The sequence below is a fragment of the Shinella sp. SUS2 genome, assembly GCF_001262505.1.
GTDB lineage: Bacteria > Pseudomonadota > Alphaproteobacteria > Rhizobiales > Rhizobiaceae > Shinella.
This window is the reverse complement of record NZ_KQ410724.1, coordinates 368,819-384,836: the sequence shown is the minus strand read 5'-3', so window position 1 is coordinate 384,836 and position 16,018 is coordinate 368,819. Positions and strand designations below refer to the sequence as shown.

The 16,018-nt window shown below is 62.7% G+C and carries 15 protein-coding genes and 4 tRNA genes; 8 read left to right on the top strand and 11 right to left on the bottom strand.

The window, feature by feature from the left end; translation table 11 throughout:
* The 5 genes from rplK to tuf all read right to left on the bottom strand — a co-directional run bounded on the left by rplK (position 1) and on the right by tuf (position 3,181).
* The gene (rplK, locus tag AKG11_RS04555) at positions 1 to 432 is read right to left on the bottom strand and encodes a 50S ribosomal protein L11 (protein ID WP_023517311.1); all 432 of its coding nucleotides are present in this window, start codon (positions 430 to 432) and stop codon (positions 1 to 3) included.
* Between the two features lie 200 nt (positions 433 to 632).
* On the bottom strand, positions 633 to 1,163 hold the full coding sequence (nusG, locus tag AKG11_RS04550) for a transcription termination/antitermination protein NusG (RefSeq protein WP_023517310.1): 531 nt from the start codon (positions 1,161 to 1,163) through the stop codon (positions 633 to 635).
* A gap of 16 nt (positions 1,164 to 1,179) precedes the next feature.
* Positions 1,180 to 1,380: a preprotein translocase subunit SecE gene (secE, locus tag AKG11_RS04545; protein ID WP_024270434.1), complete on the bottom strand. Its 201-nt coding sequence runs from the start codon at positions 1,378 to 1,380 to the stop codon at positions 1,180 to 1,182.
* A gap of 191 nt (positions 1,381 to 1,571) precedes the next feature.
* A tRNA-Trp gene (locus AKG11_RS04540) sits at positions 1,572 to 1,647 on the bottom strand.
* A 358-nt stretch (positions 1,648 to 2,005) separates the two neighbouring features.
* A complete protein-coding gene (gene tuf, locus AKG11_RS04535; protein WP_024270433.1) occupies positions 2,006 to 3,181 on the bottom strand; it encodes an elongation factor Tu in 1,176 nt (391 codons plus the stop codon).
* A gap of 432 nt (positions 3,182 to 3,613) precedes the next feature.
* Between tuf and AKG11_RS04530 the strand changes: the two genes are divergently transcribed.
* Together AKG11_RS04530 and AKG11_RS04525 are read left to right on the top strand one after the other, a co-directional pair.
* The gene (locus AKG11_RS04530; RefSeq protein WP_050743076.1) at positions 3,614 to 4,270 is read left to right on the top strand and encodes a calcium-binding protein; all 657 of its coding nucleotides are present in this window, start codon (positions 3,614 to 3,616) and stop codon (positions 4,268 to 4,270) included.
* Between the two features lie 141 nt (positions 4,271 to 4,411).
* Positions 4,412 to 4,882 (top strand): hypothetical protein, encoded by a 471-nt coding sequence (locus AKG11_RS04525; protein ID WP_050743075.1) that lies wholly within the window; start codon positions 4,412 to 4,414, stop codon positions 4,880 to 4,882.
* Between the two features lie 67 nt (positions 4,883 to 4,949).
* On the opposite strand, the gene AKG11_RS04520 is transcribed toward AKG11_RS04525, so the two are convergent.
* Together AKG11_RS04520 and AKG11_RS04515 are read right to left on the bottom strand one after the other, a co-directional pair.
* Positions 4,950 to 5,023, bottom strand: a tRNA-Gly gene (locus AKG11_RS04520).
* Between the two features lie 25 nt (positions 5,024 to 5,048).
* Positions 5,049 to 5,133: transfer RNA gene (locus tag AKG11_RS04515), tRNA-Tyr, on the bottom strand.
* Positions 5,134 to 5,429: 296 nt separating this feature from the next.
* On the opposite strand from AKG11_RS04515, the gene rlmB reads away from it, so the two are divergent.
* Positions 5,430 to 6,305: a 23S rRNA (guanosine(2251)-2'-O)-methyltransferase RlmB gene (gene rlmB, locus AKG11_RS04510; RefSeq protein WP_050743074.1), complete on the top strand. Its 876-nt coding sequence runs from the start codon at positions 5,430 to 5,432 to the stop codon at positions 6,303 to 6,305.
* A 71-nt stretch (positions 6,306 to 6,376) separates the two neighbouring features.
* Here rlmB and AKG11_RS04505 read toward each other — a convergent pair whose 3' ends face one another.
* Positions 6,377 to 7,000, bottom strand: coding sequence for an FMN-dependent NADH-azoreductase (locus tag AKG11_RS04505; RefSeq protein ID WP_023514324.1), 624 nt, complete (start codon positions 6,998 to 7,000; stop codon positions 6,377 to 6,379).
* A gap of 131 nt (positions 7,001 to 7,131) precedes the next feature.
* Between AKG11_RS04505 and AKG11_RS04500 the strand changes: the two genes are divergently transcribed.
* The 5 genes from AKG11_RS04500 to AKG11_RS04480 all read left to right on the top strand — a co-directional run bounded on the left by AKG11_RS04500 (position 7,132) and on the right by AKG11_RS04480 (position 10,157).
* Complete coding sequence (locus AKG11_RS04500; protein ID WP_023514325.1) at positions 7,132 to 8,079, top strand: LysR family transcriptional regulator; 948 nt, start codon at positions 7,132 to 7,134, stop codon at positions 8,077 to 8,079.
* A 53-nt stretch (positions 8,080 to 8,132) separates the two neighbouring features.
* A tRNA-Thr gene (locus AKG11_RS04495) sits at positions 8,133 to 8,208 on the top strand.
* 315 nt (positions 8,209 to 8,523) lie between these two features.
* A complete protein-coding gene (locus tag AKG11_RS04490) occupies positions 8,524 to 8,718 on the top strand; it encodes a hypothetical protein (protein ID WP_023514326.1) in 195 nt (64 codons plus the stop codon).
* 124 nt (positions 8,719 to 8,842) lie between these two features.
* Positions 8,843 to 9,616, top strand: a complete 774-nt coding sequence (locus AKG11_RS04485) for an NAD kinase (protein WP_050743166.1) — start codon at positions 8,843 to 8,845, stop codon at positions 9,614 to 9,616.
* Positions 9,617 to 9,650: 34 nt separating this feature from the next.
* Entirely contained in the window at positions 9,651 to 10,157 is a 507-nt protein-coding gene (locus AKG11_RS04480) for a hypothetical protein (RefSeq protein ID WP_023514328.1), read from the top strand.
* A gap of 129 nt (positions 10,158 to 10,286) precedes the next feature.
* On the opposite strand, the gene prfB is transcribed toward AKG11_RS04480, so the two are convergent.
* The 3 genes from prfB to AKG11_RS04460 all read right to left on the bottom strand — a co-directional run bounded on the left by prfB (position 10,287) and on the right by AKG11_RS04460 (position 15,470).
* Positions 10,287 to 11,418 (bottom strand): peptide chain release factor 2 gene (gene prfB / locus AKG11_RS04475; RefSeq protein WP_165909300.1). Its coding sequence is split into 2 segments (ribosomal slippage): positions 10,287 to 11,348 and positions 11,350 to 11,418, totalling 1,131 coding nucleotides; the frame shifts between segments, so codons are not numbered across the junction.
* Between the two features lie 101 nt (positions 11,419 to 11,519).
* Entirely contained in the window at positions 11,520 to 13,967 is a 2,448-nt protein-coding gene (locus AKG11_RS04465; protein ID WP_050743073.1) for a penicillin-binding protein 1A, read from the bottom strand.
* A gap of 261 nt (positions 13,968 to 14,228) precedes the next feature.
* Positions 14,229 to 15,470: an N-acetylmuramoyl-L-alanine amidase gene (locus AKG11_RS04460; RefSeq protein WP_023514331.1), complete on the bottom strand. Its 1,242-nt coding sequence runs from the start codon at positions 15,468 to 15,470 to the stop codon at positions 14,229 to 14,231.
* Positions 15,471 to 16,018 lie beyond the last annotated feature (548 nt).

Here is a 16,018-nt window from a genome sequence, read left to right as displayed (position 1 = left end):
TTAACCTACCACTTCCAGGCCCATGGCGCGGGCAGAACCCTCGACCATTGCCATCGCGCCTTCGATATCGGCGGCGTTGAGATCCTTCATCTTGGCTTCAGCGATCGACTTGATCTGAGCCTTGGTGAGCTTGCCGACCGTCGCGCCCTTGCCCGGGGTCTTCGAGCCCGAGGTGATCTTGGCTTCCTTCTTGAGGAAGTAGGTCACCGGCGGCTGCTTCATCACGAACGTGAAGGACTTGTCCTGGTAATAGGTGATGACGACCGGGATCGGCATACCCTTTTCCATTTCCTGCGTCGCTGCGTTGAACGACTTGCAGAATTCCATGATGTTAATACCACGCTGACCAAGCGCCGGGCCGATCGGCGGGGACGGGTTTGCCGATCCTGCCTTGACCTGAAGCTTGAGCTGGCCTGCAACTTTCTTAGCCATTTTCTCTGCCTTTCAGAATGCGGCCGGTTGCCCGGCCCGTGATGCCGATCGCAAGATCGGCGGCTGCGGTTGCGTGGTGCGGTCCGGGCGCCCGGCTAAAGGCCGCCTTCCCTTCCACGCGGTTGGCGGAAACTTCCGCCACCAATCCTCGTGAGAGAATTGGATTTCAAATGGGCGGCGCCCGGAAGCGCCCGCCAAAATCAGATTTTCTCGACCTGGGCGTATTCCAGCTCGACCGGGGTGGCGCGGCCGAAGATCGACACTTCCACCTTGAGGCGCGACCGCTCCTCGTCGACATCCTGCACGGTGCCGTTGAACGAGGCGAACGGGCCGTCGGAAACGCGGACCTGCTCGCCGATCTCGAACGAGACCGAAGGCTTGGGACGATCCACACCGTCTTGGACCTGCGACAGGATGCGCTCGGCCTCACTGTCCGGGATCGGAACCGGCTTGTTGTCGGAACCGAGGAAACCCGTGACCTTCGGCGTATTCTTGATGAGGTGATACGCTTCGTCCGTCAGGTTCGCCCGCACCAGCACGTAGCCGGGGAAGAACTTGCGTTCGGCATCGACCTTGCGGCCGCGACGCACCTCGACGACCTTTTCGGTCGGCACGAGAATCTTTTCGAACAGATGATCAAGGCCCTTCTGACGCGCCTTGTTCTCGATGTCCTCAGCGACCTTCTTCTCGAAATTCGAATAGGCGTGGACGATGTACCAACGGGAAGCCATGTTCATCTCCAACCAATCAGGCGCTGGCGCTGAGGACGAGGCCAATCAGCCAGCCCATCAGCTGGTCCGCAGCGAAGAAGAACACTGCAGCCAGGAAGACCATGACAAAAACCATGACGGTCGAGATCATCGTCTCGCGCCGCGAGGGCCAAGTCACTTTCGCCGTCTCGGAGCGTACCTGCTGCAGAAACGCAATCGGATTCGTTTTCGATGCCATTGAATGTCCACGCCATTACGGCACGTAAAGCTGAACTATCAGCCCCACGCACCGCGTGTCTGTTTTGCCCTACATAAAGCCCGATTCTCTTTTTAACAAGAGGCAACCGGACTTTTAACGAATTATGACGGAAAACACCGTCACGCCATCCGTCCCCGTCGCTGCAAGTCGTCCGCGCTGTCCGGCGAGAATGGCAGGGGCAGAGGGGCTCGAACCCCCGACCTGCGGTTTTGGAGACCGCCGCTCTACCAACTGAGCTATACCCCTATACGCCTGCCGCATCCGAAGCGAACCGCCCGTTACCGGCAAGGCATGGCGTCTTTACGGCGCGGGGGCCGACTTGGCAAGCCCGAAAAATGCATTTTTTACAACAAATCAGTGCTTATCCCGGCGAGAGGAGTACAGGCCCGTCATCCGGCCTGCCGGCCACCTTCTTCCCGCAAACGGGGCGAAGGACACAGGCCGCGCCGGCTCCCCCCAACCAGCGAGCGTTCGCGGGCCGTGTCCCCTCTCCCCGCCTGCGGGGAGAGGGTTAGGGTGAGGGGCAAATCCGCCCACTCATACGACACAAACAAAAAGCCCCGCGGTTTCCCGCGGGGCTCTCACCAGGTCTGAGACCCGAAGCTTACTCGACGATCGAGGCAACGATGCCGGCGCCGACGGTACGACCGCCTTCGCGGATTGCGAAGCGCAGCTTTTCTTCCATCGCGATCGGAACGATCAGCTCGACTTCAACCGTGACGTTGTCGCCCGGCATGACCATTTCCGTGCCTTCCGGCAGCGAAACGATACCGGTCACGTCCGTCGTGCGGAAGTAGAACTGCGGACGGTAGTTCGTGAAGAACGGCGTATGACGGCCGCCTTCTTCCTTCGTCAGGATGTAGGCTTCTGCCATGAACTTCTTGTGCGGCTTGACCGAACCCGGCTTGCACAGGATCTGGCCACGCTCGACGCCGTCACGCGTGACGCCGCGCAGAAGCGCGCCGATGTTGTCGCCGGCCTGGCCCTGGTCGAGCAGCTTGCGGAACATTTCAACGCCCGTGCAGGTCGTCTTCGTCGTCGGGCGGATGCCGACGATTTCGATTTCTTCACCGACCTTGACGATACCGCGCTCGACGCGACCCGTCACAACCGTACCACGGCCCGAGATCGAGAACACGTCTTCGATCGGCATCAGGAACGGCTGGTCGATCGGACGCTCCGGCGTCGGGATGTAGGCGTCGACCTGAGCCATCAGCTCGCGGATCGCGTCTTCACCGATCTTCTTGTCCGAATCTTCGAGAGCGGCCAGAGCCGAACCCTTGACGATCGGAATGTCGTCGCCCGGGAAGTCGTAGGACGACAGAAGTTCGCGAACTTCCAGTTCGACGAGTTCCAGAAGCTCGGCGTCGTCGACCTGGTCGACCTTGTTCAGGAACACCACGATCGCGGGAACGCCGACCTGGCGGGCGAGCAGGATGTGCTCGCGGGTCTGCGGCATCGGGCCGTCAGCGGCAGAGCAGACCAGGATTGCGCCGTCCATCTGGGCAGCACCGGTGATCATGTTCTTGACGTAGTCGGCGTGGCCGGGGCAGTCGACGTGCGCGTAGTGACGGTTCGGCGTCTCATACTCGACGTGCGCCGTCGAGATGGTGATGCCACGGGCCTTTTCTTCCGGTGCGGCGTCGATCTGGTCATACGCCTTGAACTCGCCGAAATACTTCGTGATCGCTGCCGTCAGCGACGTCTTGCCATGGTCAACGTGGCCGATCGTGCCGATGTTTACGTGAGGCTTGTTGCGCTCAAACTTACCTTTTGCCATGTTTTTATTCCTACTGAACGAAAGTTGGGCTAACCGGCCCGTCCGGTTTGGCAGGCGTTTAAGGCTTTCGCAACGAATGCGCAAGCGCTAAATGCACGGGAAAATCCGCCGGAAACGGGCTGGGGGAAGCCGGATAGCCCTTAGATCATGACGCGGAATCGCTTTTTCAAGGCAGGGCCTTAGGGGAGCTGCATGCGTTGACCACTCGAAGGGAAGCACGTTCGCTTCGCTCCCGCATTGCTCCTCAGCCCCAACCTGGGCGATGCCTTGCCTCTTACAGCGGGATTTCACCCAAACAATCCCGTTTCCCAAGCATCTCCGCGCCGCTCCTACGCCGAACGGATGCCGCCGCCACTCCCTTTGCTTGACTGCGTTCCCCCAGGACGCGTGCTCTAGATTCAGCGGCTCATTCTCAACCACCGAGAGGAGACGATGGCGATGATGTGGAGCGAGGCCATGGACCTTGCCTGGGCGAAGGGCAGGAATATTCAAGGCACGGACCGTGCGGACAAGCTGAACGGCGGCGACAATGACGACATTATCCGCGCCCTTGGCGGTGACGACGTCGTGAAAGGCCGAAAAGGAAACGACAGCATCGATGGCGGCAGCGGCGCGGATACCTTGCGTGGGGAGGCCGGCAACGACAGCATCAAGGGCGGCAAGGGCGAAGACAAGATCAAGGGCGACGCCGGAAACGACAAACTGGCCGGCGGTGCAGACGCGGACAAGGTCGAGGGCGGCGCAGGCAACGACACCGTCTCCGGCGACGCCGGGGACGACAAGCTCTTCGGCGACAGAGGAGCGGATACATTGTCGGGTGGAAGCGGAAAGGACGCCCTCAGAGGCGGCCAGGGCGACGATGCCCTTGCCGGTGGTACGGGTATCGACACCTTCGTGTTCGGCAAGGCGGAGGGCGACGACACGATCCGCGACTTCAAGGATGGGACCGACCTCATCGATCTGCGCGGGCAAACCTTCACCGCCACCGAAGACAAGAGCGGCTTCGCTGTGCTGAACCTTTCCGGCGGCGGCACTATCACGCTCCGCGGCACCGACATGACCGACGTGAGCGCCGACTGGTTTCTCTAGAAGCAGGGCACCTGAGAAAAAAGAAAAGCCACGACTTTAACTTGGAGGATCTCCGTGCGAATCCGCGTGTGTTCCACCTTGAAACGAGCATCCTCCCCGCCTCTCTGCCTCATCGCGCTTCTGCTTGTCGGGATAGCACCGATGCCGGCTTCCACGCAGGATTTCGATGCAAGCGGTCCAAGCGGTCCACGGACGGGTCACGACGATGACCAGCAGGAAATCGACCGGTTGCGCGCCATCATTCGCGAGCTCGAGACCGAAATTTCGAACCTGCGCGACGCGGCACCGCAAGAGGGGGCACCGGCCGGCAAAACCGATCTCATCGGCATGTGGCTGGGCAACGTCGCCTGCGGGCGGCGGCAGTTCACAATCACCTTCTCCGTCGACGAACAGTTCGGCCGGGTCGGCAAGGGGAAATGGGCCTATAGCGGTGCAGCGAGAGGAACCGACGAGGCTCAGATCAGCCCGATGGCGGCGGAGGATACTCCAAACACCTATGCCATCGTTACCGCGCGACCGGATACCTACGACTACGTGGTCAAAATCGACGGCAATACGATCACCGGGAAAGCCAACCGGCAGAACTGCCAGATCTATCTGGAACGCGGCTAGAGCGAATCGGCCTTGTCGGCCAACCAAAAGAGATGACCTGCGCAAACCCGTAAAGTAATGGATTTTTTGGAGCGGGTAGCGGGAATCGAACCCGCGTATTCAGCTTGGAAGGCTGCTGCTCTACCATTGAGCTATACCCGCGGGGGTCTTGATCCGTGCAACGCAATGGTGGAGGGAGTTGGATTTGAACCAACGTAGGCTGAGCCAACGGATTTACAGTCCGTCCCCTTTAACCACTCGGGCATCCCTCCATATTCCGTCGGGATCAAGCGACCAGTGTCGACCGGCGGGCAGTGCCTTGTGGGCGGCGCCTTCGATCTGGCGGCGTATATGACGGGCACAAATCGTCCTGTCAACACGAGGCCACGGAAAAAATTGCGAAAAACGTCATCGTCCCCAATCGGCGGTGGGCCGGCACGGTTCGCAAGCCGCCGGCACTCCGCCGGAAGCGGAGCATCCCGCCCTCCGGCCGATGTTTTTCTGTTTTTCGCCCGTCCCTTGTGCAAAACCGCTGCACACTTCGCTGCGACTTGGTCTATAAGGCCGCATGAGCAAAGACGATACCGGCGGCAAATCCGCAAAAGACACCCACTATGCCAAATTGCGCCGGGCGCATCGCGACCAGCGGCGCGAGCGCGGCGAGATTCCGACACCCCGGGACGACCGTCGTCGCAAGCCGGCGGAGGGCTGGAAGGCCCCGGCGGCTTCACCCGACCAGGTCTACCTCTACGGCCTGCACACGGTGCGCGCCGCGCTGGACAATCCGGAACGGAAGATCATCAAGCTTTCGGTGAGCCAGAACGCCGCCCAGCGGCTGGAGCTGCCCGATATCTCCACCCTGCCCTATCCGGTCGAAACCGTGCTGCCGTCCGACCTCGACAAGGTGCTCGGCCCCGATGCGATCCATCAGGGCGTCATGCTGGAGACGCGCCCCCTGCCCGTCCGGCGGCTGGAAGCGCTGAAGGACAGTCCGCTGCTGCTGGTGCTCGACCAGGTGACGGACCCGCACAATGTCGGCGCCATCATGCGTTCGGCCGTCGCCTTCAATGCCGGCGCGGTCATCACGACGCAGCGCCACTCGCCGACCGAATCGGGCGTGCTCGCCAAGACGGCCTCGGGCGCGCTGGAGCTCATTCCCTATATCCAGATCACCAACCTCGCCGACGCGCTGGACGAGCTGCACAAGCTCGGTTTCCTGACGATCGGCCTCGATTCGGAAGGCCCGGAACCGCTGGAGGGCACGCTTTCGGGCGATCGCATCGCCCTCGTCATGGGCGCGGAGGGCAAGGGCCTGCGGCAGAAGACGCGCGCCACCTGCAAGGCGCTCGCCCGGCTCGATATGCCCGGCGCAATCAAGTCGCTCAACGTCTCGAACGCCGCGGCGATCGCGCTTTACGCCACACAGCGGCACCTTCTGGGCTGAACCGGCCGCTGACAAACGAAAAGGCCCGCCGGCTTTCACCGGCGGGCCTTTTGCGTTTCGGAGGGCAGCGCCTAGCTGGCAAGCTTCAGCACGCCGCGACCGTTGATGGTGCGCTCGGCTTCGGAAATCGCCTCGATCTTCGAATCGGGGCTGAGGTTCAGGCCTTCGGCACGCACCACCTCGACATCCGTGATGCCGAAGAAGCCGAGCACGACCTTCAGGTAGCTTTCCTGGTGGTCCATGGCGGCGGCCGGACCGGCGGAGTAGTGGCCGCCGCGGGTGGAGACGATGATGACCTTCTTGCCCTTGGCGAGGCCTTCCGGCCCCTCGGCCGTGTAGCGGAAGGTCTTGCCGGCGACGGCAACGCGGTCGATCCAGGCCTTCAGCTGGCTGGGCAGGGAGAAGTTGTACATGGGCACGCCGAGAATGACCGTGTCGGCCGCGAGGAACTCGTCGAGCACGATCTTGCTTTCGGCGACGTCGGCGGCGATCTGTGCGTCGAGCTCTTCCGGCTTGGCATTGGCGGCCATCAGATGCGCACCGGACAGGTGCGGCAGCGGATTGGCGACGAGATCGCGGTAGGTGATGGTGGCGGCAGGCTGTTCGGCCTTGATCTGGGCGGCAACGGCGGCCGTCAGGCGGCGGGAGACGGAATGATCGCCGAGAATGCCGGAATCGATATGGAGGATGTTCATGGATCAGCACCTTGGTTGCGGTTTGGGTGCGATACATATGTTCCGAAAACAATCACGCGATTAGACAGCAAAAATCCAATTGACTGTTTCACTGAGGAAACAATAATTCGCAAAATCGCCTGGAGACGCCCATGCAGGACCTGAACGATCTCGCGCTCTACGCCGCCGTGGTGCGCCACAAGGGCTTTACCGCCGCGGCGAACGCCCTGTCCGTACCCAAGTCCAAGATCAGCAAGCGCATTGCGGCGCTGGAGGAACAGCTCGGCGTGCGCCTCATCGAGCGCTCCACCCGCAAGCTCGCCATCACCGATATCGGCCAGTCCTTCTATGAGCGCTGCGAGGCCGTGCTCTCCGGCGTGGAGGCGGCCGAGGCCGTGATCGCAGTCGCCAAGGCGGAACCGGCAGGCACCGTGCGCCTGTCGATGCCGCCGGGTTTTGCCCCCATGGTGGCCGACGTGCTGCCGGGTTTCATGAAGCGCTATCCCGGCGTCCGCCTCTCCATCCTCACCACCGGCCGCGCGGTCGATCTCATCGAGGAGCGCATCGATATCGCCCTGCGCGTGCGCGACGGCTACGACACGGACCAGTCGCTGATCGTGCGCCGCTTTGCCGGCACGCGGCGCTATCTTGCTGCAAGCCCGCGCTTTCTGGAGCAGCACGGCCCGGTCGATCTCGAGACGATCGGCCGCGTACCCACGCTCTCCATGCAGGAAAACAGCCCGCGGGCGATCTGGACACTCTTTCACGAGAACGGCGAGGTCCACGACGTCTCCCATTCCCCCGTGCTGCTCTGCTCGGATTTCAGCGTGCTGGAGCGGGCGACGATCGAAGGCATCGGCCTTGCCCTCTTGCCCGACATGATCGTCGAACGCGGCTTCCGCAGCGGCTTCCTGACACCGGTCCTGCCGGAATGGACCAGCGCAGAATCGACCGTGCACGCCGTTTTCACCTCGCGCCACGGCATGCTGCCGGCCGTGCGCGCCCTCATCGATCACCTCGCCGAAAACCTGCCCCGCTCGATGGTGCGCTGCCAGGAAATCATCCCCAGAACCGCCCTCGACAGCAACTGGTCGATCTGAAGCCGCCTTTTCCCTTTACAGCGGCGGAGAATATGCTAACTCCCTCGCTGAGTGCCCTTATAGCTCAGTTGGTAGAGCACCTGATTTGTAATCAGGGGGTCCCGGGTTCGAGTCCTGGTGGGGGCACCATTTTTCCAAAAGCGCAGACATGACGAAAGAATAGCGTTTTCTTGCGCTAACCGGACCGGTTGGTTGCTCGTCGTTCAACGCAGCCCTCAAATTCTCCGCGCCCTTTTGCGACTTTCCGCATGTCGTTCTCGCAGCCTGCCCTCCGCTTTTGTGATTCCAGCGGCGCACGCTTCGCTCCGCCACCTTCCACATTGCCGTCCAGCATGGACTGGCCTATAGGCGATTGATCGACGGGCGCCTCGGGCGCCCGCATTCCCGTTTTGCGGCGGCGGCCGGCATCGGCTGCCCTGCGAGACCCATGGTGGAGGAACGAAGGTGGCGGAAGACAAGGGACCGATTTCGAAGGTGGTGGTCGAAAAGCGGATCGACGGGAAGTACTTCTACGCCCTCACCTTTCGCGGCGTCACCTATCCGGTGAAGGGGCCGTTCGGCAATCCGATGGAAGCGGCGGCCAACGGGCAGGCCGTGCTGAAAAAGCTGGAAGAGCGGGCGGGAGCGGCGAAGGCCTGAGCGCTTCCGCCCTCACGACGTTCTGTCATATTTTTCAGATGCGCGTGCCGTAAAGGCATGCGACAAAGACCGGCCCTGTGTGCAGCACACAGCAGGGCTTGCTTCGAGGATGCGGATCGGTGGCATGGCGCGTAATTTCAATTCCCTCTCCTTCGTCGCCTCGCAGGCAGCCGAAGCGCAGGACGCGCGCAACGAACTGATTTCGATCTACGGCAATGCCGATCCGGAAGAGGCCGACGTCATCGTCGCGCTCGGCGGTGACGGTTTCATGCTGCAGACGCTGCACACCACGATGAATTCGGGCAAGCGCGTCTACGGCATGAACCGCGGCTCCATCGGTTTCCTGATGAACCGCTACGATCCGGCGGACCTGCCCGATCGTGTCGAGGGCGCGGTAGAGAACGCTTTCCGGCCGCTGGAAATGGTCACCAGCGATGCGAGCGGCCAGGAGCGCCGGGCGCTTGCCATCAACGAGGTCTATCTCTTTCGCCAATCCTACCAGGCGGCGAAGCTGAGGGTCAGCATCGACGGGCGCGTGCGGCTGGAGGAACTGATTTGCGACGGGCTCCTGCTTGCCACGCCTGCCGGCTCGACGGCCTACAACCTCTCCGCCCATGGGCCGATCCTGCCGCTGGAGGCACCGCTGCTGGCGCTGACACCGGTCAGCGCCTTCCGGCCACGGCGCTGGCGCGGTGCGCTGCTGCCGAACAAGGTGAAAGTGGAGATCGAGGTCCTGGAAGCGGAGAAGCGTCCGGTCAACGCGGTCGCCGACAATACCGAGGTCAAATCCGTCACGTCGGTACGCATCGCCGAATCGGCCGGGCTTTCGGCCCGCATCCTCTCCGATCCCGATCATTCCTGGTCCGACCGGATTCTCGCCGAACAGTTCGACTACTGACAAGGTTCACCAGACCAGGGACAGGAGTTTCGCCATGACGCGGCACGCACTTGCCACCGCCCTCGCCTTGCTTCTCCTCGCCGGATCCCCTGCCCTTGGCCAGGAACCACCGGTGGCGGAAACCATCACCTTCGTCGTCAGCACCGGTTTCTGGGAAGAGCAGGCAGAGGATGGCGCGGAGGATGCGGCCGCGGCAAAGCCTGAGACGGCCGAAGCGAAGGCGCCTGCCGCCCTGCGCCGCGGCTACTACAAGCTGATCGCAGTGCGCCAGCCGGATGGCACGGCACAGGTCCATCTCCAGCAGATCGAGGCGACCGCCAACGGCCCGAAGATCGCCTCCTCCACCGTGCTGGAGGAGTTCTCGGCGATGAAACCCTATGTCACCGACATCCGACCGGAAAACTCGTCGGGGATCACCACGCAGCCGGGGCTGTTCGCGACCGTCTATCTGAAGACCGATCCGAAGGCGGCGGAACCCGAGAGCTGGACGGTCCTGATCGACGATCTCGGCGAGATCAAGATCGAGCGTGCGACCAATTGAGAACGGCTGCCCTGTCCCCTCTCCTCGTCATCCTCGAGCTTGCGCCGAGTGCGACGAGGAGAGGTTGTGGGTAGATGAACGAAAAACGGGCGCCGCGGCGCCCGTTTCCATTTCGTCTTTGAATGAGAATTAGTTCAAGTCATCCACCACCGAATCGGCGCCACCGTTGACACGGTGGGCGAGTGCGGCTTCCATGAATTCGTTGAGCTCGCCGTCGAGCACATCCGAGGGAGCGGTGCTTTCAACGCCGGTGCGCAGGTCCTTGACCAGCTGGTAGGGCTGGAGGACGTAGGAGCGGATCTGGTGGCCCCAGCCGATATCCGACTTGGATGCGGCTTCGGCGTTGGCAGCTTCCTCGCGCTTCTTCAGCTCCGCCTCGTAGAGACGGGCGCGCAGCATGTCCCAGGCCTTGGCACGGTTCTTGTGCTGCGAGCGTTCCTGCTGGCAGGCAACCACGATGCCGGTCGGGATGTGCGTGATGCGCACCGCCGAATCCGTCGTGTTGACGTGCTGGCCGCCAGCGCCCGACGAGCGGTAGGTGTCGATGCGGCAATCACTCTCGTTGATGTCGATGGTGATCGAATCGTCGATCACCGGATAGACCCAGATGGACGAGAACGAGGTGTGGCGGCGCGCGTTGCTGTCATAGGGCGAGATACGGACCAGGCGGTGCACGCCCGATTCGGTCTTCAGCCAGCCATAGGCATTGTGGCCCTTGACGAGCATCGTCGCGGACTTGATGCCCGCTTCTTCGCCGTCATGGACTTCCAGGAGTTCCACCTTGTAGCCCGAGCGCTCGGCCCAGCGGGTGTACATGCGCAGAAGCATGTTGGCCCAGTCCTGGCTTTCCGTACCGCCGGCGCCGGAGTGTACTTCGAGATAGGTATCGTTGCCGTCGGCTTCGCCTGACAGCATCGCCTCGACCTGCTTGCGCGTGGCCTCGGTGCGGACAGCCTTCAGGGCGTCCTCGGCTTCCTTGACGATCGCAGCATCGCCCTCTTCCTCACCAAGCTCGATGAGTTCGATATTGTCCTTGAGCTGCTGCTCGATGGCCTTGACGCCATTGATACCCTCGTCCAGCTGCTGGCGCTCGCGCATCAGCTTCTGGGCTTCCTGGGCATCGTTCCAGAGGTTCGGGTCCTCTGCCTTGTTGTTCAACCAGTCCAGTCGTCTTACCGCCTGATCCCAGTCAAAGATGCCTCCTCAGCAGGCTTATGGCCTGCTTGATTTCGTCGACGACGTTCTCGATTTCCGCGCGCATAACCGCCTTCTTCTTCAATGCTATTTCGGTGGCCGTGAAATAGAGAGGGCGGGCGCGGATGTAAAGCCCCGCGCCCGCCCTCGCTCGCTCTCATCCCGTGATCAGAACAGGCCGCCGCTGCCGCCCGTCACCGCCTGATTGGCCTGCGGCGAACTTTTGAGGATTTCCTCGGGGCTGGCAAATTCCTCGCCGCCGATGACCGAGAAGACATCTGCAGGGCCGGTGCCGGGCTTGAAGGCTTCCATGATGGTGTCGGGCTCGCCCTCGGAGGCCTGCATGCCTGTCTTGCGGTTGACGGCGATGAACTGCATGCCTTCCGGCACGATGAACTTGGTCGGGCGCGTACCTTCGAGCGCCGCCTGCATGAATTCGTTGAAGATCGGCGCAGAAAGCGAGCCACCGGTCGCACCGCGGCCAAGCGGGGCCGGGTTGTCGAAGCCGATATAGAGGCCGGCGACGAGATCCGGCGTGTAGCCGACGAACCAGGCGTCCTTCTCGTCGTTGGTCGTGCCGGTCTTGCCGGCGGTCGGGCGGTCAAGCTTGATCTTGCCGGCCGCGGTGCCGCGCGTCACGACGCCTTCCATCATCGAGGTGATCTGGTAGGCCGTCATCGGATCCAGCACCTGCTCGCGGTTGTCGACGAGAACAGGCTCCTCCTGGTTTTCCCAGTCGGTCGCATTGCAGTTCTCGCAGGTACGCTCCTCGTGGCGGAAGATCGTCTTGCCGTAACGGTCCTGAATACGGTCGATCAGCGACGGCTTGATCTGCTTGCCGCCGTTGGCAAGCACCGAATAGGCCGAGACCATGCGCAGCACGGTCGTCTCACCCGAGCCGAGCGACATGGAGAGCACCGGATACATCTTGTCGTAGATGCCGAAGCGCTCGGCATATTCGGCGACGAGGTTCATGCCCATGTCGTTGGCAAGGCGCACGGTCATCAGGTTGCGCGAGCGCTCAATGCCGAGGCGCAGCGTCGACGGGCCGGCCGCTCCGCCGCCGTAGTTCTGCGGACGCCAGACCTGGCCACCGGCAACGATCTCGATCGGCGCGTCCATGATGACGGAGGCCGGCGTATAGCCGTTGTCGAGCGCGGCGGCGTAGACGAAGGGCTTGAAGGACGAGCCCGGCTGGCGCATGGCCTGCGAGGCGCGGTTGAATTCCGACTGGCCGTAGGAGAAGCCGCCGACCATGGCGAGCACGCGCCCGGTATGCGGGTCCATGGCGACGAGGCCGCCCTGCACTTTCGGCGGCTGGCGAAGACGGTAGGTGCCGCCCTCCAGCGGTTCGACATAGACGACATCGCCGACGGTGAAGACACCGGCCGGCGACTTTGCCGTCTTACGGTCGCCCTTGGCCGAACGATAGGCCCAGGTCATGGCCTTCGCCTCGATACGGCCGGTCACGCGCTCCTCGACGACCTTGCCAGAGGCCTCCTTGCTCGGCTGCAGGCCGATATCGGCGCCGCCGTCATCGACGGCGAGCACAACGGCGAGCTTCCATTCCGGCACGTCCGAGAGCGCTTCGACCTTGGCCAGCTCCACGCCCCAGTCGCCACCGATCTCGATGGTCTTGATAGGCCCGTGGAACCCGCGACGCTCGTCATAGCTCAGCAGGCCCTTCTGCAAGGACTTGCGGGCGGCGACCTGGATGCGCGGGTCGAGCGAGGTGCGCACGGACAGGCCGCCTTCGTAAAGCGCATTGTCGCCGTAACGTTCGATGATCTGCCGGCGAACCTCTTCGGAGAAGAATTCCGAGGCAAAGAGATAGGAGCCGCGATGGCGCGGCGTCACGCCGAGCGGCTGGGCCTTTGCCTCTGCGCCGTCGCTCTGGGTGACGTAGCCGTTCTCGACCATGCGGTCGATGACCCAGTTGCGGCGCTCGATGGCGGCCTCGGCACGGCGGAAGGGATGGTAGTTCGACGGTCCCTTCGGCAGGGCGGCGAGATAGGCGGTCTCGGCAATCGTCAGCTCGGTGACGGATTTGTCGAAATAGGTCAGCGCCGCACCGGCGATGCCGTAGGAATTCAGGCCGAAGAAGATTTCGTTGAGGTACAGTTCGAGAATGCGGTCCTTGGAATAGGCCTGCTCGATGCGGAAGGAGAGGATCGCTTCCTTGACCTTGCGGTCGATGGTCTGGTCCGAGGAGAGCAGGAAGTTCTTCGCCACCTGCTGGGTGATGGTCGACGCGCCGACCGGGCGGCGGCCGGAGCCCATGTTCTGGACGTTGACCACGATGGCGCGGAAAAGGCCGGTCACGTCGACACCGGGATGCTGGTAGAAGTTCTTGTCTTCGGCCGAAAGGAACGCGGCCTTCACGCGGTCGGGAATCGCCTGGATCGGCAGGTAGAGGCGGCGCTCGCGGGCATATTCGGCCATCAGCGCGCCGTTGCCGGCATGCACGCGCGTCGTCACCGGCGGCGCATAGCTGTTCAAGACCTCATAATCGGGAAGATCCTTGGTGACACTTCCGAGATAGAGCGCAACCGCGCCCGCCACGCCGAGGAAAAAGACGGCGCCAATCCCGAAGAAATATCCAATCAGTCTGATCATGAGCCAGTTACCGATGCCTTATGCTTGTCATGTCATCAGGCAGACCTGCTGCCCGGCCTTGCACGCCCCGGCTCATCCGGCCGCTGCGCTCTCCCGTCGAGGACGAGTCATCCATTTTCTCGATCCCGTCTAGCGAGCGGAATGTGAGGAAAATAGGGCTTACAGCATGCATCCCGGCTTCGCCACCGCACAATGGCGGCTGCTGTCACTTTTCCGGCACATGCGAGCCTAGCACGTTCCGCGTCCGCGCACCGAGAAACCTCAGCCGCCGTTGGCGACGACCGTCGAGCGATACTGTTCCACCGCCTTGGCGACGAGGCCCGCGACCTTCTTCTGCCATGCGGGATCGACCAGCAGTTTCTCGTCGTCCTTGTTCGACATGAAGCCGAGTTCGAGCAGGATCGAGGGCACGTCCGGCGCGGTCAGCACGCGGAAGCCGGCATGGCGGTGCGGATTGTTGATCAGCAGCACCTGATCCTTGAAATTGCTGACGATGCTCTGGGCGAGATTGATCGAGAAGGCCTGCGTCTCGCGGCGCGTCAGGTCCAAAAGGATATCGGCAACTTCCGCCGGTTCGTCGACGAAGGAGATGCCGGCGATCTGGTCGGACAGGTTTTCACGCTCGGCAAGGCTCGCGGCCAGACTGTCGGAGGCCTTGTCGGAGATGGTGTAGACCGTCGCGCCGCGAATGTCCTTCTGTTTCAGCGTGTCGGCATGGATCGAGATCAGCAGGTTCGCTCCCTCGTTGCGGGCAAGCTGTACACGCTGCGACAGGGAGAGGAACTCGTCCTTGTCGCGCGTCAGGATGGCGCGCGTGCCGGGCAGCGCGTTCAGCGCCTCGGTCAACTGGCGGGCGAAGGCGAGCGTGACGTGCTTTTCCTCGGTCTTGGTGACGCCGCCGCGTGCGCCGTTGTCGATGCCGCCATGCCCGGCATCGACCGCGATGACAAAGGGGCCGTCCGCCCGGCTGCCGGGCAGCATGACGGGCGTCTGCTCGGCGCTGGCCGGGGCGGCAGCTTCCTGCCAGCTCTGCTTTTCCATGAGCGCCTGGAAGGCCTGGTCGGTGACGATCGCCGTGTCGATGACCAGCCGGTAGCTCGCCGCCCCCTGCTCTTCCTGCACCTCGGCCAGCACGACGCCGACGGGACGCGATGCCGTCAGGACGATGCGCGAACGGCCGGCGGCCATCGTGCCGTAGCGGATGTCGGAAAAGATGCCGCGCGCCTCCAGCTCCTCCGCCTTGAGGCCGAAAGCGGTCTCCGGCAGGTCGATCAGCACGCGATAGGGATTGGCGACGTAATGGACCTTGAAATCCGGCTTGCGGTCGAAATCGATGATGAGACGGGTGCGGGCGTCGTCACCGGCGATCCGCGCGGAAAAGGCGAGCAGCGGTGCAGCCGTGGCGGAAACGGCAAGGGCGGGCGTGACGAGCGACAGGCTGAGCACGGCGACGATCGCACCGGCGGCAACGCGGAAAAAGGTTTCGGTCAGAAGGCGTAGCATCACCACTGGCAGTCCGTTCAAACGCGTGGAAACCGCGCGATGCGGCACAGGACGAGGTCCATAGATGCCCCCATATGGTTAACCAAAGCTTGCCAAGGGGCGTTGCCGCAGCACTTGCGCAGCCATAGGGGCAAATCGATCAAGATTATGACGCTTTTGGCTTTTCCCTTGCCATTGTGACATATCCGCCATAAAAGCAAAATCAGGGAAAAAGAATAGACGGGATAGAATCGCTTAGAGCAGGCAGCCACTCCTTCGGGGCTTGGCGCCGAACCGGGCCTTCATCCGCCGTCGCACCGCTTTTTCCCGGCCGATAAGATCGCGTAAACCGGCGGTGGCCGGGACAGTCAAGGTGGATTTCCACCAAACGCCCTTACCCAAGGGCAATTTCATCGGACCGCTCAGGTCTATGGCACAGGCATTCTCGTTGGACGTTGATGTTGTCACAGCGGATACTACCAGAGGGTAACAGGCACCGGGGCGCTCGCGCACCGGCCACCCTCCGTCCGCTAACCCCGCACCGGGGCCCGACGAGAACTTACATATCC